General features: G+C 69.2%; 21 protein-coding genes and 1 pseudogene. 12 read left to right on the forward strand and 10 right to left on the reverse strand.

Going from position 1 to position 22,511, the window contains the following annotated elements:
• The first annotated feature begins 123 nt into the window (after positions 1–123).
• Positions 124–339 (forward strand): helix-turn-helix domain-containing protein, encoded by a 216-nt coding sequence (locus tag Q1K09_RS05095; RefSeq protein ID WP_300343786.1) that lies wholly within the window; start codon positions 124–126, stop codon positions 337–339.
• A 3-nt stretch (positions 340–342) separates the two neighbouring features.
• On the opposite strand, the gene Q1K09_RS05100 is transcribed toward Q1K09_RS05095, so the two are convergent.
• Positions 343–927, reverse strand: a complete 585-nt coding sequence (locus tag Q1K09_RS05100; protein ID WP_300343788.1) for a hypothetical protein — start codon at positions 925–927, stop codon at positions 343–345.
• A gap of 157 nt (positions 928–1,084) precedes the next feature.
• Between Q1K09_RS05100 and Q1K09_RS05105 the strand changes: the two genes are divergently transcribed.
• Both Q1K09_RS05105 and Q1K09_RS05110 read left to right on the forward strand, forming a co-directional pair.
• Positions 1,085–1,399 carry a LysM domain-containing protein gene (locus Q1K09_RS05105; RefSeq protein ID WP_300343790.1) on the forward strand — a complete coding sequence of 105 codons (315 nt, stop codon included), beginning with the start codon at positions 1,085–1,087 and terminating at the stop codon, positions 1,397–1,399.
• Entirely contained in the window at positions 1,396–2,001 is a 606-nt protein-coding gene (locus tag Q1K09_RS05110) for an Rv3235 family protein (protein ID WP_300343792.1), read from the forward strand. The genes Q1K09_RS05105 and Q1K09_RS05110 overlap by 4 nt, the downstream gene beginning before the upstream one ends.
• Positions 2,002–2,049: 48 nt before the next feature.
• Here the strand turns inward: Q1K09_RS05110 and secA are convergent.
• The 6 genes and pseudogenes from secA to mtrA form a co-directional block, all read right to left on the reverse strand.
• Positions 2,050–4,635 (reverse strand): annotated as a pseudogene (secA, locus tag Q1K09_RS05115) (preprotein translocase subunit SecA); the annotation flags it as partial.
• Between the two features lie 188 nt (positions 4,636–4,823).
• Complete coding sequence (gene raiA / locus Q1K09_RS05120; protein WP_300343794.1) at positions 4,824–5,552, reverse strand: ribosome-associated translation inhibitor RaiA; 729 nt, start codon at positions 5,550–5,552, stop codon at positions 4,824–4,826.
• A gap of 152 nt (positions 5,553–5,704) precedes the next feature.
• Positions 5,705–6,499: a phosphoribosyltransferase family protein gene (locus Q1K09_RS05125; RefSeq protein ID WP_300343796.1), complete on the reverse strand. Its 795-nt coding sequence runs from the start codon at positions 6,497–6,499 to the stop codon at positions 5,705–5,707.
• Between the two features lie 93 nt (positions 6,500–6,592).
• Complete coding sequence (locus Q1K09_RS05130) at positions 6,593–8,341, reverse strand: LpqB family beta-propeller domain-containing protein (protein ID WP_300343798.1); 1,749 nt, start codon at positions 8,339–8,341, stop codon at positions 6,593–6,595.
• The gene (gene mtrB / locus Q1K09_RS05135) at positions 8,338–10,008 is read right to left on the reverse strand and encodes an MtrAB system histidine kinase MtrB (protein WP_366909023.1); all 1,671 of its coding nucleotides are present in this window, start codon (positions 10,006–10,008) and stop codon (positions 8,338–8,340) included. Before mtrB ends, Q1K09_RS05130 begins: the two co-directional genes overlap by 4 nt.
• 102 nt (positions 10,009–10,110) lie before the next feature.
• Positions 10,111–10,797, reverse strand: coding sequence for an MtrAB system response regulator MtrA (gene mtrA, locus Q1K09_RS05140; RefSeq protein WP_300343800.1), 687 nt, complete (start codon positions 10,795–10,797; stop codon positions 10,111–10,113).
• Between the two features lie 173 nt (positions 10,798–10,970).
• Between mtrA and Q1K09_RS05145 the strand changes: the two genes are divergently transcribed.
• The 8 genes from Q1K09_RS05145 to Q1K09_RS05180 all read left to right on the forward strand — a co-directional run bounded on the left by Q1K09_RS05145 (position 10,971) and on the right by Q1K09_RS05180 (position 19,040).
• The gene (locus Q1K09_RS05145) at positions 10,971–12,113 is read left to right on the forward strand and encodes a hypothetical protein (RefSeq protein WP_300343802.1); all 1,143 of its coding nucleotides are present in this window, start codon (positions 10,971–10,973) and stop codon (positions 12,111–12,113) included.
• Complete coding sequence (locus Q1K09_RS05150) at positions 12,106–12,750, forward strand: DUF4129 domain-containing protein (protein WP_300343804.1); 645 nt, start codon at positions 12,106–12,108, stop codon at positions 12,748–12,750. Before Q1K09_RS05145 ends, Q1K09_RS05150 begins: the two co-directional genes overlap by 8 nt.
• A complete protein-coding gene (locus Q1K09_RS05155) occupies positions 12,747–13,976 on the forward strand; it encodes a DUF4350 domain-containing protein (RefSeq protein WP_300343805.1) in 1,230 nt (409 codons plus the stop codon). The genes Q1K09_RS05150 and Q1K09_RS05155 overlap by 4 nt, the downstream gene beginning before the upstream one ends.
• 83 nt (positions 13,977–14,059) lie before the next feature.
• Positions 14,060–15,016 carry a MoxR family ATPase gene (locus tag Q1K09_RS05160; RefSeq protein WP_300343816.1) on the forward strand — a complete coding sequence of 319 codons (957 nt, stop codon included), beginning with the start codon at positions 14,060–14,062 and terminating at the stop codon, positions 15,014–15,016.
• Between the two features lie 10 nt (positions 15,017–15,026).
• A complete protein-coding gene (locus Q1K09_RS05165; protein ID WP_300343806.1) occupies positions 15,027–16,325 on the forward strand; it encodes a DUF58 domain-containing protein in 1,299 nt (432 codons plus the stop codon).
• Positions 16,326–16,367: 42 nt separating this feature from the next.
• Positions 16,368–17,513 (forward strand): tRNA 2-thiouridine(34) synthase MnmA, encoded by a 1,146-nt coding sequence (gene mnmA, locus Q1K09_RS05170; protein ID WP_300343807.1) that lies wholly within the window; start codon positions 16,368–16,370, stop codon positions 17,511–17,513.
• Positions 17,514–17,604: 91 nt separating this feature from the next.
• A complete protein-coding gene (locus Q1K09_RS05175) occupies positions 17,605–17,988 on the forward strand; it encodes a chorismate mutase (RefSeq protein WP_300343808.1) in 384 nt (127 codons plus the stop codon).
• On the forward strand, positions 17,985–19,040 hold the full coding sequence (locus tag Q1K09_RS05180; RefSeq protein ID WP_300343809.1) for a hypothetical protein: 1,056 nt from the start codon (positions 17,985–17,987) through the stop codon (positions 19,038–19,040). Before Q1K09_RS05175 ends, Q1K09_RS05180 begins: the two co-directional genes overlap by 4 nt.
• 67 nt (positions 19,041–19,107) lie before the next feature.
• Here Q1K09_RS05180 and Q1K09_RS05185 read toward each other — a convergent pair whose 3' ends face one another.
• Genes Q1K09_RS05185 through Q1K09_RS05195 form a run of 3 tightly spaced genes read right to left on the reverse strand, consistent with a single transcriptional unit; the run spans position 19,108 to position 21,465 of the window.
• On the reverse strand, positions 19,108–19,737 hold the full coding sequence (locus tag Q1K09_RS05185) for an HAD-IA family hydrolase (RefSeq protein WP_300343810.1): 630 nt from the start codon (positions 19,735–19,737) through the stop codon (positions 19,108–19,110).
• The gene (locus Q1K09_RS05190) at positions 19,730–20,248 is read right to left on the reverse strand and encodes a YbaK/EbsC family protein (RefSeq protein ID WP_300343811.1); all 519 of its coding nucleotides are present in this window, start codon (positions 20,246–20,248) and stop codon (positions 19,730–19,732) included. Before Q1K09_RS05190 ends, Q1K09_RS05185 begins: the two co-directional genes overlap by 8 nt.
• A 26-nt stretch (positions 20,249–20,274) precedes the next feature.
• Positions 20,275–21,465, reverse strand: a complete 1,191-nt coding sequence (locus tag Q1K09_RS05195; RefSeq protein WP_300343812.1) for a cysteine desulfurase family protein — start codon at positions 21,463–21,465, stop codon at positions 20,275–20,277.
• A gap of 39 nt (positions 21,466–21,504) precedes the next feature.
• Here Q1K09_RS05195 and Q1K09_RS05200 point away from each other — a divergent pair.
• On the forward strand, positions 21,505–22,511 hold a 1,007-nt coding region (locus Q1K09_RS05200; protein WP_300343813.1), incomplete at its 3' end, for a J domain-containing protein.

A 22,511-nucleotide genomic window follows, 5' to 3' on the forward strand; every position in this document is an offset into this window, starting at 1 on the left:
CAGTAGTCGAACCTGTGCCGGGGCGGCACCGCCCTGTGGAGAACGTGCGAGAATGCACGGTATTCACAGTGGAGATGCCATAATGGACCAAACGTCACCAAACATTTGCGAGAGGATGGATCGATGCGCAGGTTCCTCACCCTTCCGGATGTGGCCGAGGCGCTGAACATCTCGATGTCACAGACCCGGGCTCTGATCAAGAGCGGCGATCTGGAGGGCATTCAGATCGGCGGACGCGGTCAGTGGCGCGTGGAGGAGGCGAAGCTGGACGAGTACATCGACCGTCAGTACGCCGCTCAGCGCGAGGCCCGGCGCAGTCAGGCCGAACAGCCTTCCTGAAGCTCACCGGCTGCGCAGCATCACCACCGCATTCAGCGGAATGGTCAGCGTCGGGGCGCCGGGGTTCCGGTCGCCGCTGCCCGGCGCCTGCTCACCGCCGGATGCGCCGTCGCCCGCCTCAGGCGGGCTTCCAGTGCGCACATCGATATGATCCCGCCCCACGTGGGTGAGCAGTCCTTCGCCCAGCGGGCCCTGGGCTCCGTGCACCACCACGTGCTGGCCGTCGCGCGCCAGTGCGCGCAGCGGCGCGGTGATCCCCAGCCGCTGACGGGTGCGACTCGGCTCGGCGGCCGCCCGCAGCGCCAGTCCGCCCACTGATTCCAGGGCCTGAAGCGGAACCAGCACGGCCTGTCCGGCGACGTGACCCCAGAGCCAGTCAGCGCCCACCTCGCTGATGCGCAGCTGAAGCCCCAAGCCCCCACGCAGCCGCACCGGATGATCACCGCCGACGGCGGCACGCAGCCGGTCGGCCATCAGCATCCGTGAGCGCTCCAGCTCCAGCGCTTCTGCGATCTGCTGGTCCAGATCTTCCGACTCTCTGGCGGCCCATTGCGCCTCCAGGTCTGCGAACAGCGACTCCCAGCGCATCAGCGCTGCCTCCCCTCCGCCGGGGCGCTCACCAGCCCTCGGCAGGATCAGAGTACCTCCACCCTGGCGCCCCGCGCCGCCATCGTGTACTCTCTGTTGTCACCAACCCACATCAAACGTACTCATATCGGATTGTTCGTCAGAGTGGAGGTTGATGATGAGTTTCGTTCCCCGCAGGCCTGAGCGAGCATCTCTTCGCCATCTCGGCACCAGCACACGCACCGTGCCCGACGATGAGGCCACCGTCACCGTGCGGCCGGGCCAGACCCTGTGGAGCATCGCCGCGGACTACGCGGGTCCGATGGCCACTGACTGGGAGGTGGCTGCCGAGTGGCCTCGCTGGTATCGGGCGAACCGCCACACGATCGGCCCGGAGCCGGGCGCGCTGCGGGCAGGGACGCTGCTGCGCCGGCCCGGCCCGGCCGTCACGGCGGCGACCAGCAGTGAAACTGAGGCAGGAGTCTGGTCATGAGCGCGGCTGCAGATGCAGGCACTCTGCCGGCAGCGCACCGGGGCCCCCGGCCGCTGCGCGCCGCTGATCCCATGGTGGATGCGGTCCAGGCGGCCGAGGCGCAGCTCAGTGCGGCTGAGGACCGTCCGGTTCCGCGGCTGCGGCTGCAGCGCGAAGCGGAGATCCCACGAGTGCTGGCCGCCATGGGCGCGGCGGACTCGGTATCGGCGGCCTCTTCGGCTGCCGGGGACGGGCGCCGTCCCGACGAGCTGGCCTCGTGCCGGCAGGAAAGGCGCCAAATGGTGGCGATCAGCCGGATCGTCTGTCAGGCCACCACCGAAGTGCTGGCCGGTCTGCGGCCGGTCCCGCAGATGAGCCGGTGGCTGGAGGATGAAGTGCTGCACAAGGTGCGCCAGCGCGCAGAGATGCTGGCCCGCCACCGGGATGACTCCCCGGTGCGCATCCGGCCGCTGCGCTTCGGGGCGGAGCGCGCCAGCCGGCTGCGACCTGGGGTCTGGGAGGTTGCCGTGGTGTTCCACGACGAGCAGCGGACCCGGGCCTGCGCCCTGCGGCTGCAGGCCCACCGGCGCAGATGGCGGGTCACCGCCATGGAGCTGGGCTGACCCGGGGCTCAGGGCCCAAAGGTCTCAGTCGGAGGGCTTGGCGTCCTTCAGGCCGGGAACTGCGATCTTTTTGCCGGCGGCTGCCACCCGTCCGTCTTTGACCCCCGGAAGGGCGGGCGACTCGGGCTTCGGCGTGACGGCCTGCACCTCGGCGGCGAACAGTTTGCGCACCGACTCCTCGCGGATGCTCTCCGCCATCGCCTGGAACAGCAGGAAGCCCTCCCGCTGGTACTCCACCAGCGGGTCGCGCTGGGCCATGGAGCGCAGACCGATGCCGGACTTCAGATAGTCCATTTCGTAGAGGTGCTCCTGCCACTTCTCGTCGATGACGGACAGCAGGACTCGGCGCTCCAGGTGGCGCAGCGGCTCCGAGCCGATCTCCTCTTCCTTCTTCTCGTAGGCGATCTTCGCGTCGGAGACGATCTCCCGCTTGAGGAGCTTGACGGTGAGCTGGTCGATTCCGCCGGCCTCTTCCACCAGGTCCTCGATCTCCAGGCTGATGGGGTACAGGCCGCTCAGCTCCTCCCAGAGCCCCTCCAGGTCCCAGTCCTCGGCGGAGGAGGCGGCGGTCTTCTCATCGATCATCAGCCCCACGGCATCCTCGATGAAGTGCTGGACCTTCTCGTGGACGTCGTCGCCCTCCAGGATGCGGCGGCGGTCGGAGTAGATGGCTTCGCGCTGACGGTTCATCACGTCGTCGTACTTCAGCACGTTCTTGCGAGTCTCGGTGTTCTGCGACTCGCGCTGCTGCTGGGCATTGGCGATCGCCCCGGAGACCAGCTTGTGCTCGACCGGCACCTCATCATCCATGGCCGGGGAGTTCATAATCCGCTGGGCGGCCGCCTGGTTGAACAGCCGCATCAGGTCGTCGGTCAGCGAGATGTAGAACCGGGACTCACCGGGGTCGCCCTGGCGTCCTGAGCGGCCGCGCAGCTGGTTGTCGATGCGCCGGGACTGGTGGCGTTCGGTGCCCAGCACGTAGAGTCCGCCGAGCTCGCGGACCTTCTCGCCTTCTGCATCGGCCTCTGCCTTGACCTGTGCGAAGACTTCGTCCCACTTCGCCTCGTACTCTTCGGCATCCGCTTCGGGATCCAGGCCAAGCTTCTCCATCTCGCGCACGGCGTTGAACTCGGCGTTGCCGCCGAGCATGATGTCGGTGCCGCGGCCGGCCATATTGGTGGCTACGGTCACCGCGCCCAGGCGGCCGGCCTGCGCGACGATGGCGGCTTCGCGCTCATGATTCTTCGCATTGAGCACCTCATGCCGGATGCCGGCCTTGGCCAGCAGCTTGGAGAGATACTCCGACTTCTCCACTGAGGCGGTGCCCACCAGGATGGGCTGGCCCTTCTTGTGCCGGGCGATGATGTCCTTGACCACGGCGTCGAACTTGATGACCTCGTTCTTGTAGACCAGATCGTTGTGATCGATCCGCTGGCGCGGCTTGTTCGGCGGAATCGGCACCACACCTAGCTTGTAGGTGGACATGAACTCCGCTGCCTCGGTCTCCGCGGTGCCGGTCATGCCGGAGATCTTTTCGTAGCCGCGGAAGTAGTTCTGCAGGGTCACCGTGGCCCGAGTCTGGTTCTCGGGTTTGATGCGCACGCCCTCTTTGGCTTCGATCGCTTGGTGGAGGCCCTCGTTGTAGCGGCGCCCCTTGAGCACACGCCCGGTATGCTCGTCGACGATGTGCACCTCGTTGTCCACCACCACATAGTCGGTGTCGCGCTTGTAGAGCTCCTTGGCGCGGATGGCGTTGTTCAGGTACTGGATCAGGGTCGTGTTCTGGGTCTCGTAGAGGTTCTCGATCCCCAGGTAGTCCTCCACCTTGTCGATGCCGGCTTCGAGGACCCCGACCGTGCGCTTCTTCTCATCGACCTCGTAGTCCTCGTCGCGGGTGAGGGTCTGCACCAGCTTGGCGAAGTCGGTGTACCAGCGGGAGATGTCCCCGGAGGCGGCGCCGGAGATGATCAGCGGAGTGCGCGCCTCGTCGATCAGGATGGAGTCGATCTCATCAATGATCGCGTAGTGGTGTCCTCGCTGGACCAGATCATCCAGGGACTGGGCCATATTGTCGCGGAGAAAGTCGAAGCCGAACTCGTTGTTCGTCCCGTAGGTGATGTCGGCGGCATACGCCTCGCGGCGCTGGGCCGGGCTCAGGTTGTTGGTGATCACACCGGTGGTCAGCCCCAGGAAGCGATAGACGCGGCCCATCAGGTCTGCCTGGTACTTGGCCAGATAGTCGTTGACCGTCACCACGTGCACGCCTTCGCCGGAGAGTGCGTTGAGGTAGGCCGGGGCGGTGGCCACCAGCGTCTTGCCCTCACCGGTGCCCATTTCGGCGATATTTCCCAAGTGCAGCGCCGCCCCGCCCATGATCTGCACGTCGTAGTGGCGCTGACCCAGGGTGCGGTCGGCGGCCTCCCGGACGGCGGCGAAGGCCTCCGGCAGCAGCGAGTCCAGGGATTCGCCGTCGGCCAGGCGCTCCTTGAACCGGTCGGTCTCTCCCCGCAGCTCCGCGTCGGAGAGCTCCTTGAACTCCTCCTCCAAGAGGTTCACTGCATCGGCGTAGCCGCGCAGCCGCTTGAGGACTTTCTTCTCCCCGGTCTTGAGGACTTTTTCCAGCAGGGTGGGCACAGTCGGTTTCTCCGTCAGGTACGTTCAGCGTCATCGGGCGTGCTTGGGACACACCAGACCATCTGCCAGTGTACGGCCAACCTGAGTCTTGCGGCGAAACACCGGTCCCGGGGCCGAGGGCCCTGGAAGCGGCAGCTGCGGCCTGATGCTGCGGCTGCCGCCTCCGGGCCGGGGTGTGCTCGGCCGGCTCAGGCGGCCTGCACGTGGGCCCGCGTGGTGCCGTTGGTGGCGCGGTAGGCACGCTCCTCGGTGGCGGGCGTCTCGGCGGTCATCTCCGGGTCCAGGGAGATGACTCCGTAGGTCCAGCCGCGCCGGCGGTACACCGCCGAGGGCAGGCCGGTCTCAGCGTCGATATAGAGGTAGAAGTCGTGACCGACCAGCTCCATAGCGTCGACGGCGGCGTCCACGCTCATCGGCTGGGCGGGGAAGACTTTGCGCCGGATGCGGATCGGCTCATCCCATTCGTCCTCCTGAGGCGGAGTGTCATCGGCAGCTTCGGCGTCGAGGACCTGCTCGTAGAGCGGGCGGGTCGAGTCGGCCGGGGTCAGGCCTGCCAGCGCCTCGCCGACCGAGGGGGTGTGGTGGCCGTTGACGCTGTCGCTGCGGGCCCGGCTCTTCTTCTTGTCGCGGGCCCGGCGGAGACGTTCCAGAAGTTTGTTGAATGCTGTTTCGAAGGCGGCGAATTTGTCCTCGGACTGGGCTTCGGAGCGGATGACGCGGCCCCGTCCCACAACAGTGAGCTCCACGGTGATGGTGGTGTCGGCCCGGCGGTGCGAGCTTTCACTGGAGACTTTGACCTCCAGCCGCTGTCCCTTGTCGGCGAGGTGCTCGATCTTTTCGCTCTTGGAGTCGACGTGCTCTTTGAACCGGTCAGGGATGGTGATGTTGCGGCCGGTATAGGTGGTCTGCAGAGCCATAAGTGTCCTCCTTGGCGTCCGTGCTGGTATGCGCAGCAACGGGATGAAGGACTCTGCGGCGAGCCCACCGCTGCTGCGATGGGACTCTTTCTCAAGTACCCATACTTCAGGCTATGCCGAAAAGCAGAGTCCCGGAAGAGGCTGTCGGCAATTCATTCCTGACCTGCATCGACTCCGGTGTCCTGTGGCGTTCCAGGGGATGCAGCCAGGACTGCCGCTGCCGGCACCGCAGCCCCGGCCTCGGTCAGCACGCGGTAGAGGGCGGCGAGGGTGGAGCCGGTGGTCAGCACGTCGTCGACCAGTATCACCTCGGCCCCCGGGAGCTGCTCGGCCCCCTGCGCGGTGAGGCGGAACCGGTCTGCGGCCTGCCTCCGGGCTGACTTGGACCGTGTCTTCTGGCCGCGTCCTGCCGGCGCCAGATCTGCGGCGCTGACTCGGTGCCGCAGCAGGCCCGCAGCAGGGCGCAGATGCTCTGGGACGCGGGCACGGGCCAGCAGCTCGCCCAGCGGGTGCCGGCCGCGGCGCAGCTGGGACCTGGGTGAGGGCGGGGGCCAGATCAGCAGCGGCTGCTCGCTGCGGCAGCTCTGTGCCGCCGCGGCCAGAGCGCGGCCCAGTCCCGGCGCCAGCGCCCCGGCCAGCCGGATCCGCTCATGCTCCTTGAAGGCCAGCATCGCCTCCGCGATCAGCGTGGAGTACTCCGCGGCGCTGTACACCGGCAGCACCTGCAGATCCTCAAGCAGCGGCAGCGCTTCGGCTGCGGCTTCGGCGCGGAAGGGTCGGCGGGTGCGCAGCCGGATCTCCTCGTCGCACGCCGGGCACAGATCGCACCCTTCGGCGCGGCATCCCACACACCAGGCGGGCATCACCAGATCGGCTGCACGGCCGACGGCGGCGCGCAGGCTCCGGGCAGCTGGGGAGAACCACATCGCATCCAGACGGCGCAGCATGGTCTCAGCCTCACCCGCCGCGGCCGCCGCCGCTCAGCCTCGCAGCCGGGCTGGGGAGAGTGCGCCGGATCTGGGGATAACTCTCAGCCGGGATCAGCCGGGATAGGAGAGGTCCCGCACGTCAATCTCGTCCTCGGCCTGCCAGCCTTCACCGACTCGGGAGTAGACCCGGTCTCCGGCCTGCTCCATGTAGATATTGGACTGGCCCTCCCCCACGGAGACGTTGAGCAGGCCGCTGACGGCCTCCTCCTCTTCGGAGAGGGTTCCGGAGAGGTTGATGCGCTGCACCTCAGCCGGAGCGGGCGCCTCCTCCTCGTCTGGGTCCCAGGGCTCCCAGACCATCACGGCGTCGTTCTCCGCCCAGCGGACCTCTTCGACCGGCACATCAGCATTCAGGATGTAGTGCCCGCCGAGGCCCCGGGGCACACCGGTGGAGCCGTCGCGCACCACAGAGGCGATGAACAGAGTGCGCACCCCGGCGTCCTCCACCACCAGTGCGGCACGGGTGCCGTCCTGCGATATGCGCAGCGAGGTCACCTCCCGTCCGCCCAGGAAGTCGGCGGTGATCTCTGCGCGGGCCGGCTCGGAGTCGGCCTCATAGGAGAAGGCCCGGATAGTGGGCTCGCCGTCGTCATGGGCGACAGTCCAGGTCCATCCGAAGTTGTCCATCGAGGGGCGGGTCAGACGCTCGGCCTCAACCAGCAGCTCCGGCTCCTCGGTGTCCGGGCGGACGTGGTAGAGGGATGTGAGGTCCCCGTCCATGAAGGCGAAGACCGGCTCCGGCGGTGAGCTGGGCACCGCCGGGAAGCGCGGATCGAGATCTGAGATGTCGGGCAGCCCGGTGATGGAGCTGGTGGCGCGTCCGGTCTGGCGCACCAGCGTGCCGTCCCGCACCCCGATCTGGGACTCCCCTGCCCGCGGCTGGGTCTCGATGTCCAGCTGCTCATCCTCCGGCAGGTCCCCGGGCTCGGGCACCTGCAGCGGGCTGCCGTTGACCGTCAGTTCGGTCTCCCGCACGGTGGACAGCTGGGAGAGCGCCAGGTTCAGCTGGTGGCGCATCAGAGCCAGGTCACGGTCGGAGGCTCCAGCGATGGCCGCGGCATCCAGGTCCACTGTGGCGGTCAGCTCGGAGACCGGCACCGACGGGCTGCCCATGGTGGCCCCGGGCCCGAATGCGGAGACCACGCCCTCCTCCAGCCAGGGCGCGGGCCCCTGCAGGATGCGGTTGGCGATCTCGGCCGCCAGCCCCTGGCGGCTGATGAACCAGCGCACATCCGGTACGGCGTAGCGCTCCTGGGTGTCGTAGAAGTAGAGCGTGTAGTCGGTGAAGACTTCGTCAAAGGTTCCGGTGTCAAGGATTTTGCCCTCCGGGGCGTCGGAGATCCGCCACTCGCCGTCGACCTCCTCCACCTCGAAGTGGAAGGTCTCCACTCCCCCGGGCCGGGACATGCTGCCGTTGCCGTCCACATAGCGGTCGACCTCAATATCCACGCTGAAGGCCTCACCCTCAGCCGGCTGAATAGTGGGATCGCTGGCGTAGACGAAGGTGCGCGCATCGGCCGACCACTGCTGGGCGGCCTCCTCGGTGAGGTACTGCCGGGCCACCTCGTAGTCGTTCTGCGGTCCCGCGCCGGCCTGCATGAACCCCCGGATGATGTCCTCCGGGGCGTCGCCGGGCTGGGGCGGCACCGGCTCGCGGGCGTAGTCGTAGTCCTCCGGCGGCGGGGCCTCGGCGCGACCGACCGGCCCGTCGGTGGGCAGGGTGGGCGAGCATCCGGTGAGGGCCAGCATCACCATCACGACGACGGCGGCCGCGGCGCGCTTCAGCGTGGAGCGGCTCATGAGTCGGGCTCCTGGCGGTAGAGGGACTGCTCGCTGATCCGGTTGTGGAACACCTCTGCGGTGATCCGCTCGGAGTCCACGGTGATCGGCTGACGTTCATCGGGCGAATAGCTCGGCGGCAGCGCCAGGGGCGCGGCCCGGTAGGGCTCCTCCTGGCGGCGGGGCAGCACCAGCCGGAAGCAGGACCCCTGGCCGGTCTGCCCCCAGGCATCCAGACTGCCCTGGTGCAGACGCGTGTCCTCTGTGGCGATGGACAGCCCGAGCCCGGATCCTCCGGTGGTGCGCGCCCGGGCCGGATCGGCCCTCCAGAACCGGTCGAAGACGTGGGAGACCTCCTCGAGGCTCATGCCGATGCCGTGGTCGCGCACGGCGATGCCCACCGCCGTGGGGCTGGAGGCGATGATCAGATCCACCGGCCGGCCCTCTGAGTGTTCGATGGCGTTGTTGACCAGATTGCGCAGGATCCGGTCGATGCGGCGGCGATCCACCTCCGCGATGAAGTCCTCCCCCTGCACCACGATGCTCAGCTGAGCCCCGGCTTGGTCGGCCAGCGGAACGGCGGCGGCGAGCACCTCCTCGGCCAGGGCGCGCAGATCTACGTCGCTGGGAGCCAGTTCGGCGGCGCCGGCGTCGAACCGTGACATCTCCAGCAGGTCGGCCAGCAGGGCCTGGAACCGCTCCACCTGGTGGTGCAGCAGCTCCGCGGAGCGCTGACTGATCGGGTCGAACTCGTCGCGGGACTCATACAGCATTCCGGCCGCCATGCTGACCGTGGTCAGTGGAGTGCGCAGCTCGTGGGAGACGTCGGAGACGAAGCGCTGCTGCATCTTCGACAGGTTCGCCAGCTGGGTGATCTGCTCCTGAAGCGTGGAGGCCATCCGGTTGAAGGACAGTCCCAGCCGGGCGATCTCATCCTCCCCGACCACTGCCAGACGCTGGTCCAGCTGGCCGTCGGCGATGCGCTCTGAGACCTCTGCGGCCTGGGAGACCGGTTTGACCACGGTGCGGGTGATCCAGGCGGCGATTCCCATATTCATCAGCAGGATGACGCCGATGGCCACGAGGAAGACCCGGTAGACGAAGTTGACGTTCTCCTCCACTGAGGTGAAGTCGTAGACGAAGAACAGCCCGTAGGGCTCCCCGGGCGGCATCTGCACGTAGATGCCGAAGGCGACGCCGGGGGCCGAGCCGCCCTCCGGGTCCTCGATGGCCACCGGCTGCCAGTGCTGGGCCTCCTGCCCGCTGGTCAGCACCGCCTCCCGCAGCTCCTCGCTGATCACGTTCTCCGAGATGCCTCCCGAATTGCGCGGCGCGACCTGAAGGTCCTCCGGCTGCTCCAGGGGCAGCAGCAGGAACCGGCGGGGCAGAGCTGAGCCGTCGCCGATATTGTCCAGCACCCCGGTGACCTGGGCCTCCACCTCGGCGCGGTCCACCGGGGGAAGCGCGTCGAAGCTGTTGCGGATCTGGATCAGCTCATTGGTGGCTTCGGCCTCCACCTGGTCGAAGCGCTCCTGGTAGAAGCCGGTGGTGACCTGCTGGACCAGGAAGTAGGCGATCAGGCCGGTGCCGATGAGGGTCAGCAGGCCGGTGAAGAAGACCGCGCGCACCATCAGCGAGCGCGCCCACAGGCGCGGCAGGCGGCTGAGGCGCCGGCTCAGGCTGCGCAGCGTGCCGGCACTTGGACGGCTCTCCGGGGCCCGGGTGCCCTGGGCGGCCGGGCTCTCCGGCTGCTGCGAGGTGGTCTGCTCAGTGATGGCCGCCGTCGCTCCTTAGCCCCCGGCCTTGTATCCGACGCCGCGGACGGTTTGGATGATTTCGGGGTTCTCCGGGTCCTTCTCCACCTTGGAGCGCAGCCGCTGCACATGCACGTTGACCAGACGGGTATCAGCCTGGTGGCGGTAGCCCCAGACCTCCTCCAGCAGCATCTCCCGGTTCCACACCTGCCACGGCTTCCGCGCCAGGGTGGAGAGCAGGTCGAACTCAAGCGGGGTCAGCGAAATCTTGGTCTCGCCGCGGCGCACCTCATGGCCGGCCACGTCGATGGTCAGGTCCCCGATGGTCAGCGTCTCGGTCTCGCTGCGGCTCGATCCGTTGTCGGCCGGGCGCAGCCGGGCACGCACGCGCGCCACCAGCTCCGCAGGTTTGAACGGCTTGGGCACATAGTCATCGGCGCCGGCTTCCAGTCCGCGGACCACATCGGCGGTGTCAGACTTGGCGGTGAGCATGATGATCGGCGTGGTGGCCTCCTCGCGGATCAGCCGGCAGACTTCGATGCCGTCCATCCCGGGCAGCATCAGGTCCAGCAGCACCAGGTCCGGGTCGGCTGCGCGGAATGCTTCCAGGGCGCCGTCGCCGGTGCCGCAGAACGTGGGCTCGAAGCCGTCGTTCCGCAGCACGATGCCGATCATCTCCGAGAGAGCCTCGTCGTCGTCGACCACCAGGATGCGGGCCTTCATGACTCGTCCTTCCTCACCGCTGTCAATGCTGCACGCCTGCCGCGCCTCATGCGTTTCCCAAGGATATATGCACATACCCGGACCGCGGGCGCCACCGCGCGGACTTCGGCTGCGATGCGCCGGTCAGCGCGCCGCTATAGGGTGTTCCCGTGGCCTGACGCAAGGAGGGTGTGGTGAGCACAGCCAGCCGCTGGAGCACGACGGCGCCCAGCCCCGGCTCCCGCTCCGTGCGGGCTGTGGGCGCCGGCTCGGCCGTGCCGGAAGCGGGCGAAAGCGCGGAGGCTGCCCGGGGCGCGGCGGTGTTCCCGCTGCGGGTGATGTCTCAGGATGAAGTGTTCTCCGCAGCCATCGCTGTCATCCGGCGCAGCCCCCGGGCGGTGCTGGGCCTGCCGCTGGTGGCCGGCCTGCTGAACTTTGCCGTCACCGCCGTGCTGCTGCTGGTGCTCCCCTCCAACCATCTGGTGCGCATGATGACCGATCCCACCGCCTTCGAAGATCCGGAGCTGGTGTGGGCGGCCATGGGCGACGTCGGCCTGTGGCTGCTGCTGATGCTCACCGGCTCGGTGAGCACGCTGCTTCTGGCGCTGTCTTTCGGCCTGCTGGGAATCCCGTCGCTGCGGGCCGCCTACGGGCTGCCGACCACTCTGGGCCAGACCCTTCGGCTGCGAGCCGGGACCATCGGCTGGCTGCTGCTGCACCTGGTGCTGCTGGGTCTGGCGCTGGGCGCCGGTGCGCTGGTGGTGCTGGTGGCTGCTGCGCTGCTGGTGGGTTTGACGCTGTTCGTCGGCGTCGTGGTGGTCCTTCCGGCGCTGTTTCTGCTGCTGTGCTGGGTGACGGCGGCCTTCATGTTCGGCCCCCTGGTGATTGTGGTGGAGCGGCGCAATGCGTTCAGTGCGGTGGCCCGCTCCTTCAGGCTCAACCGCGGGCTGTGGTGGCGGCACATCGGTGCGGTGGCGCTGCTGTATCTGATCGGGGGCATCGCCATGATGGTGGCCACCCTGCCGGCGAGCCTGGTGCTGGGCCTGGGCGCGGAGCTGGCCTGGCAGTCCCCGCAGGGGCAGAACGACTGGCTGGCGCTGGCGGTGCTGGGACTGGGGCAGCTCTACGACGCGGTGGTCGCCGCAGTCATGGTGGCCCTGGCCGCCACAGCGATCGCGGCGCTCTATCTCAACGCACGGTTCCGGCAGGAGGCCCTGGATGTGGTGCTGCTGCACGCGGCCGGGTCCGCTGCAGACACCGACCAGATGATCCCCGGCTCCCCCGAGCATCTGACCGGGCACCTGTACAGGCAGCAGGCGCGTGATGCATATGTATGACCGTGATACCGCCCGCAGAATGCTCGAAGAGGAGCTGGCCGATCCGGCCTACCAGCAGCAGTTCTCCGGACCGCTGCGGGAGGCGATCGACCGGCTGCTGCGCTGGCTGCAGCAGGAGGCGCTGAGCATCGGAGGCCTGCAGATCCCGGCCGGGCCGCTGATTGTGCTGCTGGGCATCGCCGCCGCGGTCGCCGTGGCGATCCTGCTGGTCCGGCCCCGGCTGCAGCGCGGCGACCCGGCGCGGCAGCCGATGGACATCGAGGAGGGGATGACCTCCCAGATGCTGCGCCAGCGCGCAGATCAGCACGCCGCGGCCGGGGACTATGATGCCGCCGCCTGCGACCGGTTCCGGGCCCTGGTGCGCTCCGGTGAGGAGCGCGGGGTGCTGCGCCGCACTGCCGGGCGCACCGCCACCGAGATCGCCGCGGAGCTGACCGGAGTCTTCGGCGCACTCGACGGCGACGGTCACCTGGGGCTGAGCGCGGCGGCGGCACAGTTCAATCTCTCCCGCTACGGAGGGCACCGGCTGAGCCGGCAGGATGACGAGCAGATGCGCCGTCTGGACGAGCGGCTCCAGTCCGCCCAGCCGATCTCTTCGGCGGATCCGGGGTCACCGCGGCTGGTGGTGCCGCAGTGACTGCCACCGCCGTCAGCTCCTCCGCCGCGGCCGCTTCGGCGTTCTCCCGCTGGCAGTTCTGGATTGTGCTGCTGGCGGTGGGCGCCTTCGCCGCCATCGCCGCGCAGCTGCTCGCCGCTGAGGACACTGAGGTCTACGGGCTGGGCAATACGGACCTGGACGGCTATGCGGCGCTGGCGCAGGTGCTGCAGGACGAAGGCGTACGGATCCACCGGGCCACCTCGGCCGAAGCTGCCGCCGAGTTGGTCGAGGGCCACCCGCAGGCGCAGGTTGCGGTGCTGATGCGCGGCTTCCAGCCCGATGAGCAGACTCTGGACCGGCTGCGTGAGCATCACCACGACGGCGGACAGGTGCTGTGGATCTCCGATGACCCCCAGCTGCTGAGCGCCGCACTCGGCCCTCAGGTCGGCGCCGGCCCGCAGATCCCGGCCGGGCCCGCCGGCACCGCTGAGCCCACAGAGGCCGGTGACCAGTGCCGCCTGGAAGCCGGACTGGCCGGAGAGTCCCTGCAGGCCCCGGGCGCCACTCTGACCGCTGAGCGCGGCTGCTTCCCCTACGGCTCCCCTGACTCCGGCGGCCCGGCCTATGCGCTGGCAGAGACCAGCTACGGCCCGGCCTTCTCCGCCCCGTCGGCCTTCACCAATCAGCACATCGCCTCCCAGGGTCACGCCGCTGTGGCTCTGGGGCTGCTCGGCGCCCACCCCGGGTCTGGCCCCACCGATCTGATCTGGTACACCCCCTCGGGAGCCGATGCGACCGGCATCCAGCAGTGGGACTCACCATGGGACCACCTGCCCGGGTGGGTGTGGCCGGTGACCGCATGGCTGCTGATCTGCGGGCTGATCGCCATGGTGGTGGCCGGCCGGCGCCGCGGACCGGTGGTCTCCGAGCCGCTGCCGGTCAGTGTGCCCGCCCATGAGACGGCCTACGGCCGGGGCCGGCTCTACCAGCGCGCAGACGCCGCCGCAGAAGCCGCCCGAATCCTGCGCAGCGCCCATCTGCTGCGGATCTCCCGGCTGCTGCGCCTGGGACCGCGCCCGGCCGCTGACCTGGTGGCCGAGGCCGCCGCCGCGCAGCTCGGCGGAGACGACGAGCGCGTTCGCTCGCTGCTGCTGGACCCGCAGGTGCGCACCAGCAGGCAGCTCAGCGCCTATGCTCAGCAGCTGGCGCAGCTGGAGGATGATCTGAGGGAGACGACCCGTATGAGACGAAGGAGACACAGGTGAGCAGTGAGCCGGGGATCAGCGACGACGGCGCAGCAGAGCAGCAGCCTGCCCGCCAGCCCGGGCCGGGTGCTGAGAGAGCGCGGCTGAGCGACGAGCAGCTGCGAGAGCGGCTGACCGCCGTGCGCCAGGAGGTCGCCAAAGCGGTGGTGGGACAGGATGCGGCAGTCACCAGCGTGATGATCGCGCTGCTGGTGCGCGGCCATGTGCTGCTGGAGGGCGTGCCGGGCGTCGCCAAGACGCTGCTGGTGCGGACCATCTCCGCCGCCCTGCAGCTGGAGTCCTCACGGGTGCAGTTCACCCCGGACCTGATGCCCGGAGACGTCACCGGCTCGCTGGTCTATGACTCCACCACCGGAGACTTCTCCTTCCGCCCCGGACCGGTGTTCACCAATCTGCTGCTGGCCGATGAGATCAACCGGACCCCGCCGAAGACCCAGGCTTCCCTGTTGGAAGCCATGGAGGAGAGGCAGGTCTCGGTCGACGGCCTGGGCCGCAGACTTCCCGACCCGTTCCTGGTGGCCGCCACCCAGAACCCGGTGGAGTATGAGGGCACCTACCCCCTGCCGGAGGCGCAGTTGGACCGCTTCCTGCTGAAGGTCACCCTCGACCTGCCAGACCGACAGGAGGAGATCGAGGTCATTCGGCGGCACGCTGCAGGCTTCAATCCCTCCGACCTGGCCGACGCCGGGGTCCGCCCGGTGGCCTCGGCCGACGATGTGCTGCAGGCCAGACAGGCGGTCAGCGCGGTGCAGATCTCCCCGGAGGTGGTCGGCTACATCGTGGACATCGCCCGGGCCACCCGGGCCGCGCCCAGCTTCCAGCTGGGGGTCTCCCCGCGCGGGGCCACCGCACTGATGAGCGCCGCCAAGGCATGGGCCTGGCTCTCCGGCCGGGACTATGTGACTCCCGACGACGTGAAGGCGCTGGCGCTGCCAGCCCTGCGTCACCGCACCGCGCTGACCCCGGAGGCCGCTATGGACGGCACGGCCGCTGACGACGTGCTCCACGGGATCCTGGCCTCCACCCCGGTGCCGCGCTGATCGGGCTGCCGTGCTGACGTACCGCTTCCTGTGGACCGCCCTGGGGCTGACCCTGGTGGTGCTGCTGGCCCCGGGCCTGTTCTGGTGGCTGCTGGGCCTGCTGGCTCTCTCAGCGGCGGCCGATATCGTGCTGTGCGCCTCACCGCGGCGGCTGCGCATTGAGCGCGTTCCCGCCCCAGCTGTGCGGCTCGCCGAGTCGGTGAGCGTCTCCACCACAGTGCAGAACCTGGGCAGACGACGCCTGCGCGGCGCGGTGAAGGATGGCTGGCAGCCCACCGCGGGAGCGGTCGATGCCGTCCAGGAGCTGGAGGTCCCGCCCGGGGGTGAGGCCACCGTCACCGTCCGGCTGAGCCCGTCCCGCCGCGGGCGGCTGACCAGCCAGCACCTCACTGTCCGGTCGGTGGGTCCGCTGGGCCTGGCCGGTCGGCAGGTCACCCACCGGGTTCCGCATCTGCTGCGGGTGCTTCCTCAGTTCCGATCTCGCAAGCACCTGCCCTCGGCGCTGCAGCGGCTGCGCGAGCTGGACGGGGCCACCGCAGTGCAGCTGCGCGGGGCCGGCACCGAGTTCGACTCCCTGCGCGACTATGTGCGCGGGGATGATGTGCGCTCCATCGACTGGCGCGCCACCGCACGCCGGCAGGATGCCGCCGGCCAGCACCTGGTGGTGCGCACCTGGCGTCCCGAGCGCGACCGGCGGGTCATCCTCTGCCTGGATGCCTCCCGCACCTCGGCAGCCCGGATCGCCGATCAGCCCAGACTGGACGCCGGCATTGAGGCCTGCCTGCTGCTGGGGGCGCTGGCCTCCCAGGCCGGGGACCGGGTGGACTTTCTGGCCTTTCACCGGCAGACCGTGGCCCGCGCATCATCGGCCGAGCGCGGGGACTTTCTGCATGTGCTGAGCACTGCGGCCTCGGCTGTGGAGCCGGTGCTGGTGGAGGCTGACTTCTCTCAGCTGCCGGGCGAGATCGCCTCGGTGAGCACCCAGAAGTCCCTGGTGGTGGTGCTGACTGCGGTGGACTCACCCTCGCTGCAGGAGGGGCTGCTGCCGGTGCTGCCGGCGCTGACCGCTCGGCACCGCGTCGTCGTCGCCTCAGTGCGGGATCCGCAGCTGCAGGCCGCAGCCCGGCGTCGGGACTCCGCCGGAGAGGTGTACCTGGCTGCGGCGGCCGAACGGGCGATGATCGAAGCCGAAGCGGTCGCCGCGGAGCTGGCCGCCCGGGGCGTGGAGGTCATCCAGGCGGTGCCGGAGGAGCTTCCGCCGGCGCTTGCCGACTGCTATATCCGGCTCAAGGCGGCCGGGAAGCTGTAGCCGCCTTCATCCTGCGCCGTCTCAGCCGGTACCGTAGAAGAGATGAAGGTTCTTGCCGCAATGTCCGGCGGCGTCGACTCCGCCGTCGCCGCAGCCCGTGCCGTGGACGCAGGCCACGAAGTGGTGGGCGTGCACCTGGCGCTCTCACGCATGCCCGGAACCCTGCGCACCGGTTCGCGGGGCTGCTGCACCATTGAGGACTCCTCCGACGCCTGGCGCGCCTGCGAGAAGCTGGGGATCCCCTTCTATGTGTGGGACTTCTCCGAACGGTTCAAAGCCGACGTCGTCGACGATTTCATCAGCGAATACAGTCAGGGCCGCACGCCGAATCCGTGCATGCGCTGCAATGAGAAGATCAAGTTCGAAGCGCTGCTGGACAAGGCGATCGCGCTGGGCTTCGACGCGGTGGCCACCGGCCACTACGCGAAGATCGTGGAGCGTCACGACGGCAGCCGCGAGCTGCACCGGGCGGCAACGTGGACCAAGGACCAGTCTTATGTGCTCGGAGTGCTCACTGAGGAGCAGCTGGCCCACTGCTACTTCCCGCTGGGCGAGACGCCGTCGAAGGATCTGGTGCGCGCTGAGGCGGCTGAGCGCGGACTCGAGGTGGCGCAGAAGCCGGATTCCCATGACATCTGCTTCATCCCCGATGGCGATACCCGCGGCTGGTTGGCCGAGCAGATCGATATGCAGCGCGGTCCGATCGTCGATGCTGAGGGCAACCACATCGGCGAGCATGAGGGCTCCCAGGCCTATACCGTCGGTCAGCGCCGCGGCCTGAAGCTGGGCCGGCCCGCGCCCGACGGCAAACCCCGGTTTGTGCTGGAGATCCGCCCGAAGGAGAACACCGTGGTGGCCGGGCCCAAGGAGCTGCTGGAGATCGACCGGATCACCGGCATCCGGCTCAGCTGGGCGGGCAGGCCGGTGCCGGAGGCCGAGGCCGGGCAGTGGTTCAGCATCGAGCTGCAGATCCGCGCCCATGCCGATCCTGTCCCCGCGCGGGCACGGGTGCAGCCCGATGAGCAGGCGGGCCAGCGCCTGGTGGTGGAGCTGGATGAGCCGCTGGCCGGTGTGGCCCCGGGACAGACTGCGGTGATGTATCAGGACACCCGCGTGCTGGGGCAGGCCACGATCGACACCGCCCGTTCGAAGCACTACACCCCGCAGCAGGCGCCCACCGCGGCCTGAAGCGAGCACCCCCCGCGCCCAGTGGGGCCTTGCACCGGATGATATGAGTATGCTGCCGCGCACCGGCGCAGTCACCGGCTAGGGTGGAATCATGAGCACCGACCCTCGTGCCGGGGATGCCGCCGACTACGTGGATCCCGAGATCCTCGACGAGCTGCTGTCCATGCGCTCGAGCATCGACAATATCGATGCCGCCCTGGTCCACCTGCTGGCTGAACGCTTCAAGGCCACCCAGCGGGTCGGTGTGCTCAAGGCCAAGCACAAGCTTCCCCCGGCTGATCCTGGCCGGGAGAAGGCGCAGATCGCGCGGCTGAAGCGGTTGGCCCAGGAGGCGCAGCTGGACCCTGACTTCGCCGAGAAGTTCCTGAACTTCATCATCGAAGAGGTGATCCGCCACCACCAGGCGATCTCCGAGTCCTCGCGTCCGGCCGCCGACCCGGACGCGCCCTTCGACTGGGCGAGCGAGACTCGATGACGGTTCGCTGCGCAGTCCCGGGAACGCTCCCCGGGCGGGACTTTCGCCGCGCTGCCGAACTGGTGGCCTCCGAGCTCGCCGCACCCCACCTCGCGGCGCTGTGCGAGCTGCCGGACCGCGGCCATCACGGCCGTCTGCTCGGACGCGCCGCCGCCCAGCTTCAGGAGCTCTATACGGAGCTGACCTCCTACGGCTGGCGCCTGGTGGCCCGTCCCGGGGCCGATGATCAGCGCGCCCGCGCTCTGCTGCGCTCCGATGTGGACACCCTGGCCGAGGTGCGCGGGGAGCGGACCGAAGCGGGGCAGGCCATCACCGACGCCGTGGGCCTGGAGATCCTGGGGCCGGTCAGTCTGGCCGCGCTGCTGCACCTTCCCGGCGGAGAGAAGGTGCTCATCGACCACGGCGCCCGTCGGGATCTGGCCCAGTCTCTGGCAGCGGGCGCGGCCGACCATGTGGCGCATGTGCGGCGCTCAGTGGCCCCGCAGCGCCTGCGGGTGACGCTGCTGGAGCCCGACTATCACCGGGTCCGGACAGGGTCGGTGCCCACCGTCAGCGGCTATCAGAGCATCCGCTCGCTGCCGCGCGATGAGACCCGCGGGATGCTCGGCGTCGTCATCGAGGCGCTGCGGCAGGCCGGTGCGGACGAGCTGATGCTCGACTTCGGCTCTGGGGCGGAGAATGAGCACACTGAGGACTTCCGTTCCCAGCGCGGGGCTGAGGTGGACGGCTTCGCGCTCCCGGTCCACCGGGCCACCTCGGCTGACTGGGAGCGCGCCGCGGTCCTGGTGGAGGACGGAGCGCAGATCGTCGCGTCGCTGCTGCATCCCGAGGAGCCGGGGGCTCTGCCGGAGGTCTCGCAGCTGGCGGCCCGGCTGGTCCAGCCGTGGCAGGCGCTGGGCATGCCTGCGTCATCGCTGTCGTCCTTCACGGTCGGTGCCTTCGGCGCTGCTCACCGGCACCTGTCGGCGCAGCTGGGGGAAGCTGCTGCGATGCGCACGCTCACCCGGCTGCGGGACACCGCCGAGGCTCTCGCTGACCGAGCGGCGGCGTAGGGACGCCACCCGGGAGTTTCCGCACTCTGCGTACTGAGAACTTCCTGCATCGGCCGGTGAGAACTTTCTACATCGGGTGCTGAGAACTTTCAGCATTCTCCAGAACGCAGGGCACCAGCGGGTTCAGCGCCGTGCAGAGACTGACCACTGAGGTGTAGTGATGCACCGTCATGCCCAGCTCGGCCGCGCCGGAGAGCTTGCCCAGCGAATCATCGGTGAAGAAGACCTCGGGACCAGTCAGCGACAGCTCGTCCAGCACATGCTGGAACGCGCGCCGGTCCGGCTTGATCCACCCGATCTCGGCGGTGTTGAAGAATGCGTCGAAGTGCTCCACGACGCCCAGCTCCTCGGCCTCGGCGCGGACCTCATCGGTTCCGTTGGTCAGCACCGCTGTGAGCAGTCCAGAGGCCCGCAGCTGGTCTGCAAGAGCCAAGACGTCCTGATCGGCATGCGTGGGCTGGCTTCCCCACACCGCCGCAGCCTCGTAAGAACCGATCGTCTCCCCGATTCTGCGCAGCCACTCGCGGCGCGGTATCGCGCCTGTGGTCAGCTCGGTGATCAGCGGCTGGGCGAACGCCGTGGATGCGATAGTGCCCGGCGCCAGCCCATAGGTGCTTTCCAGCTCGGGCACGAAGCCCGCATCAAAGTGCCGGATCACGCCGTCGAAGTCGAAAAGCACCGCCCGGATCTCAGTCATCGCGGATCTCGCTGCCGCCCGCACCGGCCGGCTCCGGCGGAGCCACGTCAGTGGGAGTTCCGCCGGTGACCTGCACCAGCTGGTCGTAGCTGGTGGGGAAGACTGTTTTGGGGTGGCCTGCTGCGGCCCAGACGTCGGAGTACTGATTCAGGGCGGTGTCCACGAAAGTGCGCACCGGCTGCGGGTGCCCCACCGGTGCGACTCCTCCGATGACCTGGCCGGTGGCCTGTTTCACCACGTCGCGGGAGGCCCGTCCGATGCTGCCGCCCAGCTGAGCGCCCAGCCAGTCGGTATCCACCCGGTGCGCCCCGCTGGTGAGGACCAGCACCGGTTCCTCGTCCAGGGTGAAGACCAGTGAATTGGCGATCTGCCCGACGTCGACCCCCAGAGCCTCTGCCGCCCGCTGCGCGGTGGTCACGGCGTCGTCGAACCAGGTGATCTCAGGGTGCAGGCCGTGGGCGGCCAGGTCGGCCAGCACCCGGGCGACTGCAGGATGGGTGGGAGTGCTCATGGCAGCAAACTACCGCAGCGCGGGGTTCAGCGGCCTCCGGCCGCCATTCCGGCCGACCGCGACTGCTCGATGATGTCCGGCAGCGCCTGGGCCAGGGCGGCGACATCCTCCTGCGTGGTGGTCCAGCCCAGCGAGAAGCGCTGCGCGCTGCGCGCCTGGGCCTCGCTGAGCCCCATCGCCAGCAGCACATGCGAGGGGCGCGGCACTCCCGCGGTGCAGGCCGACCCGGTGGCGGTGTCGAATCCAGCCATGTCCAGCATGAACAGCAGAGAGTCGCCCTCGGCGTCGTCGACGGTGATGTGCAGGTTATTGGGCAGTCTCAGCTCAGCGTGGCTCCTGGGGTCCGGGCCGCGCAGGGTGACTCCGTCACATCCGACGGCGGACTCCAGCAGCTGGTTGCGCAGGCCGCTGATCCGCGCGGCTTCCTCCTCACGTCCGGCGACCACCTCCTCGGCGACGGCGGCAAAGGCGCATATCCCCGCCGCGTCCAGGGTTCCTGAGCGCACGTCGCGCTCCTGCCCGCCGCCGTGCAGCACGGGGGTGAGCTTCACGTCCCGGCGCACCAGCAGCGCCCCGAGACCCACCGGAGCGCCGATCTTGTGCCCGGTGACGGCCATGGTAGAGGCCCCGGATTCGGCGAAGCTGAGCGGCACGGATCCGAGGGCCTGCACTGCGTCGGTGTGGAACGGGACTCCGGCCGCCGCGCAGGCTTGCGCGATGCGGGGCACCGGCTGAACGGCGCCGACCTCATTATTGGCCCACATCACCGTGGCCAGCGCGATGGTCTCCGGCCGATCGGCAAGCATCTTCTCCAGGGCGTGGACGTCGACTATCCCGGTCTCGTTCACCGGAATCAGCTGCAGTTCCGCACCCTCGTGAGCCTCCAGCCATTCGGCGGTGTCCAGCACCGCATGGTGCTCCACGCCGGTCAGCAGGATGCGGCGCCGCTGCGGGTCCTCGGCACGGCGCTGCCACCACAGTCCCTTCAGCGCCAGGTTGTCGGCCTCGGTTCCTCCGGAGGTGAATACCACCTCTGAAGGATGGGCCCCCAACGCTGCGGCCAGCTGCTCGCGGGCGGAGTCCACCGCCAGCCGGGCGCGGCGTCCGGACCCGTGCAGGGAGGACGGATTCGCCAGCTGTGGCATCAGTTCGGTGAGCACCTGCACTGCCGTGGGGCGCACCGGGGTGGTCGCGGCGTGGTCGAAGTAGCGGCTCACCCGAGAGATTCTACGCCTCAGCGGTAGGCTTGGCCCCTGATGAGAGAGCTGGACTACTACGCTGTGCTGGGGGTGGAGCCCGGAGCTGATGCGAGCGCGATCCGGGCCGCCTACCGCCGTGCCGCCCGGCAGCATCACCCAGACCGGGGCGGCAGCGCCGATGCGTTCCACCGCGTCCAGGAGGCCTGGGAAGTGCTGGGCAGCGAAGAGTCCCGGCAGGACTATGACAGGCGGCGCGGCGGCGCGGCGGAGTCGGCGCCCAGTCCGGAGCCCACCGAAGAAGGGGCGGGCTTCACCTATACGCGCAGCGGCGCGGCACGGACCAGCGGCCGGGCAGGGTCACGCTCCCGGGAGCGTCGTCGGCCGCGCCGAGCGGCGCAGCCCGACCAGCCGCCGGTCTATGTACCGCCCCTGGAGAGTCCCGAGCCGCTGAGCCTGGCGCTGACCAGTCAGAGGGTCCACGGCCACTTCGCCCCGCACGGTCTGTTCGGCCGGTCCAAGACCGCTCGCCGCCACCAGCGGACAGTGGAGATCCTGGAGAAGCATGTGCTCTCTGCGCTTCCGGCGGCCAGACTGTTCAATGACGTGCGGCTGACTGTCCCGCCGGCGGCAAAGTCCAGCAGGCGTCGCGCGAAGTCCCCGACGGTGGACCACGTGCTGCTGTGCGGCCAGACCTTGGTGCTGGTCTCGGCGCTGGAGGTCCCGGCGGCCGCAGCGTCCTGGGACGGTCGCGCACTGCGTGCCGCGGGCCGAGTGGTGCCGCTTCCGAACCTGGCGGCCGCCGCGACGCAGCTGCGCATCAGCCTGGCTCAGCGTCTGACCAGCGCGCATCAGACGAGCTTCTCCCTGGAGACCGACTACCAGCACCTGCTGCTGGCCGCAGATGGCGACGTCTTCCACCCGGTGGTGGAGGCCCAAGGGGCAGGCCGCCACGGGCCGGTCCCCCTTGCGGCCGGCAGGGCCATCGGTCACCTGGTCAACGTGCTCAGCGATTCGCCGCAGGCCCATGTGGTGGACCGCAGGGTCATGGCCGCGCTGCGCGAGCA

This window comes from Nesterenkonia sp. (assembly GCF_029265375.1).
Lineage (GTDB): Bacteria > Actinomycetota > Actinomycetes > Actinomycetales > Micrococcaceae > Nesterenkonia.

Bases quoted from the DNA above. Each gene is read 5' to 3' on its own strand.
- Q1K09_RS05095 (WP_300343786.1), top strand. From the start codon at position 124: ATGCGCAGGTTCCTCACCCTTCCGGATGTGGCCGAGGCGCTGAACATC.
- Q1K09_RS05100 (WP_300343788.1), bottom strand. From the start codon at position 927: ATGCGCTGGGAGTCGCTGTTCGCAGACCTGGAGGCGCAATGGGCCGCC.
- Q1K09_RS05105 (WP_300343790.1), top strand. From the start codon at position 1,085: ATGAGTTTCGTTCCCCGCAGGCCTGAGCGAGCATCTCTTCGCCATCTC.
- Q1K09_RS05110 (WP_300343792.1), top strand. From the start codon at position 1,396: ATGAGCGCGGCTGCAGATGCAGGCACTCTGCCGGCAGCGCACCGGGGC.
- raiA (WP_300343794.1), bottom strand. From the start codon at position 5,552: ATGGCTCTGCAGACCACCTATACCGGCCGCAACATCACCATCCCTGAC.
- Q1K09_RS05125 (WP_300343796.1), bottom strand. From the start codon at position 6,499: ATGCTGCGCCGTCTGGATGCGATGTGGTTCTCCCCAGCTGCCCGGAGC.
- Q1K09_RS05130 (WP_300343798.1), bottom strand. From the start codon at position 8,341: ATGAGCCGCTCCACGCTGAAGCGCGCCGCGGCCGCCGTCGTCGTGATG.
- mtrA (WP_300343800.1), bottom strand. From the start codon at position 10,797: ATGAAGGCCCGCATCCTGGTGGTCGACGACGACGAGGCTCTCTCGGAG.
- Q1K09_RS05150 (WP_300343804.1), top strand. From the start codon at position 12,106: ATGTATGACCGTGATACCGCCCGCAGAATGCTCGAAGAGGAGCTGGCC.
- mnmA (WP_300343807.1), top strand. From the start codon at position 16,368: ATGAAGGTTCTTGCCGCAATGTCCGGCGGCGTCGACTCCGCCGTCGCC.
- Q1K09_RS05175 (WP_300343808.1), top strand. From the start codon at position 17,605: ATGAGCACCGACCCTCGTGCCGGGGATGCCGCCGACTACGTGGATCCC.
- Q1K09_RS05180 (WP_300343809.1), top strand. From the start codon at position 17,985: ATGACGGTTCGCTGCGCAGTCCCGGGAACGCTCCCCGGGCGGGACTTT.
- Q1K09_RS05185 (WP_300343810.1), bottom strand. From the start codon at position 19,737: ATGACTGAGATCCGGGCGGTGCTTTTCGACTTCGACGGCGTGATCCGG.
- Q1K09_RS05190 (WP_300343811.1), bottom strand. From the start codon at position 20,248: ATGAGCACTCCCACCCATCCTGCAGTCGCCCGGGTGCTGGCCGACCTG.